This window comes from Aquimonas sp. (genome assembly GCF_044377145.1).
GTDB lineage: Bacteria > Pseudomonadota > Gammaproteobacteria > Xanthomonadales > Xanthomonadaceae > Aquimonas.
Genome location: NZ_JBILJQ010000177.1, coordinates 1 through 2,615 on the forward strand (window position 1 = coordinate 1; position 2,615 = coordinate 2,615).

Annotated in this window: 1 protein-coding gene and 1 pseudogene; one reads left to right on the forward strand and one right to left on the reverse strand. The window is 64.5% G+C overall.

Translation table 11 applies throughout. The features are described 5' to 3' along the window. Positions 1-125 precede the first annotated feature (125 nt). A pseudogene (locus tag ACIQ7H_RS22325) lies at positions 126-263 on the forward strand (ferritin-like domain-containing protein); the annotation flags it as partial. 45 nt (positions 264-308) lie between these two features. Here ACIQ7H_RS22325 and ACIQ7H_RS22330 read toward each other — a convergent pair. Beyond that, positions 309-2,480 (reverse strand): hypothetical protein, encoded by a 2,172-nt coding sequence (locus ACIQ7H_RS22330; RefSeq protein WP_395795723.1) that lies wholly within the window; start codon positions 2,478-2,480, stop codon positions 309-311. Positions 2,481-2,615 lie beyond the last annotated feature (135 nt).

Genomic DNA, 2,615 nt, shown 5'->3' on the forward strand with positions numbered 1-2,615 from the left:
CCGACTGCCGACCACGCGCAACCGCGACATCGACAGCTTGCTGCCGATCGAGGGCTGGGCGCCGATCTGCAACTGAGGCTCAGCACGGCGAGTGGGGAAGCGGTAGGTGGCTCGGGCGGACGCATACAGCCGTCTGTCGCACCGCGCGCAAGGTGCTGTCGCTTGCGGGCGAGGCAGGTGACGAACCCAGCGCCGACCTGCTGACCCAGCGCCTGAACGTTCACGAGAAGAACGCCTGGATGCTGCGCTCGCTGCTGGCGTAGAGCCGTCCGCGGGCCGTCGTACCCCTATGGCGGCGCGCGGCGCTTTCAGTCCTCGAAACCGTCCTTGAAAACGGCGTCGCCTTTGGGCGTGAGCAGCCACACATCCTCAAGATCCTGCTCGCGAAACAACAATACCGGCCGCCCCTTCGGGTCCAGGGCAAGCGGACCCCTGAAACCGCGATTGGGCGCGCCGCCATCGCTGATGATGATGTGGCGCTGGGCGCTGCTGCAGGCTGCGTCGACGCACTGCCAATAGCCGCCATGACCGATCGTGCCAGAGCTGTAGACCGGACGCTGCTTGGCGTCCAGAACCAGCGCTTCGACCCCGTCGAAGGGATTGGGAAGAGGTGAGCGGGCAAGGCTCAGGCAGGCAGGGGTATCGCAGGTCAGTAAGTTGCGCTCCTGGCTCAACTGTTCCAGCAGCACCGGGCGCCCGTCGCTGCGCACCGCGATGGGCACCCGGCCAAACGTGGGAGACGCATTCAGCGAGCGCACGCTTGCACTGCTGCAGTCAGGATCTGCGCACTGCGCCAGACGAAGGCTGCCCTGAATCCGGTTCCACGCCAGCAGAGCGCGGCCGTCTGTACCGAGCACCATATTGAGGCCGAGGATAATGGTGCTGTCGGCGGACTCATCTGCGACCAGATGCTCGCTTCCAATGCTGCAATTCGAGTCCGTACAGCTGAACACGCGTACCACACGCCCGTCGCTCTGAGTGCTCAGGTATGCCAGCAGCGGCCTGCCGTCGGCGCGAATCGCGAGTTCGGTACTGCCGCCATTCGGATTGCCGCTTGCACCCACCTCGCGCAGCGTGCTGCTGCTGCATTCGGCGTCAGCACAGTCCCACACGAGGTAGCCCCCAAAGTAGCTGTAAAAGGCGAAGGGGCGACCGTCAGGTCGGATCGCGATCGAAGGCGGTGAGGCGAAGCTGTCGGGAGCCTGCGGGGCCTCGCGGATTGTCACAACGCTGCACTCGGCGTCACCGCACAGCGCCATTCGAGGCCTGCGAGCGCGCATCCAGATCGCTACCGCGCGTCCGTCGCTGCGCAGGGCAAGACGCGGGAAGCCGGCGTCCACGCCGTTGCTGCTGATTCCGCGACTTACGCTGACGCATTCTTGCGAGGTGCAATGGCTGCTGCGGAGGGTATGGTCACTGCCATCGAAAAAGGCTAGCGGGCGGCCATCTGCAAAGCCCATCGCATGCGAGCGCTGGCCGACATCGGCGCCGGGCTGCAGCAAGAACTTCCGCGAGCTGGCGCACGCAGAATCAGCGCAGATCAGACCCATGAGGTCGCCGGTGGCGGCCCGGTGACTGACGAACAAGCGTTCATCGGCAAGCACGTGAGCGGAAGGCGCGCCGCCACTGCCAGCGTCGAGCGTGAGCGCACCCGGATCGAAGGGCGCCGCACAAGCCGCATTGTTGCAGCGGCGCCGCTCAAGTGCGCCGCTCGCTCCGCTGAAGACTATCTCAGCGACGCCATTCCACTCGACCAGAGTCGGTGCGCTGCCGACAGCCAATCGAACGGTTGAATAGCCGACGAAGGGCGATTCCGAGCTGGCCAGCCAGACCTCGCCGTCGCGCTGGTAGGCGATCAGCAGGCGCCCTTGAAAGAAGCGCGCGACCGGCGCGCGACCGCTGTCGCCCTCGCTATCCACCATCACGCTGCTGCCGCTTTCGCATCTTGGCGTGTTGCAGCGGTACAGCCTGAGGTCACCATTGCTGACGTCGTAGTAGGCGATATGCGGCAGACCGCTGACGGGATCGATGGTGGTTGCGGTTCCGGCGCCCACGTCGCCGACGGTCTCCAGGATACGAGAATCTGCAGAGCTACAACCGGGGTCGCGACAGTCGATCGCTTCCAGATCGCCGCTATCAGAATTGTAGAAGGCAACAAACGGGCGATTGTTCAGGGCGATGCGCTTGTCGGCACTGACGAAACGGCCGCGGTCGGGGCCGTGGGTCAGGCGCGCGCTCATACTGCACTTGGGGTAGCAGAAACCGCTGTACAGCGCGCCCTCGTCTTCGACGTAGAAAAAGCCAAAGGCGGAATCCCCATTCGGTCCTTGCAGCATGGTGAAGTGCGGACCCAATCGGTCGACCCCATCCAACGCGCGCAGGCTGTATCCGGGGCCAGCCTGCGCCTGGGCCTGGGCCAAGCGCGCGGCCGGCAGCAGCCCGATCATCAGCAGCAGACAAAAAACGGAGAATCGGCTCACTAAACACCTCTAGGGAAGCTCTGAACAACGCGACCAACTGAGCCCTGGGCGGTCCCCAGCCGATTTTTTCGGACCTTCAGCCTGCTATCGCTCACCTATTTTGATTCTTCGACTCGCCCAAGGCTCTTTCGAACC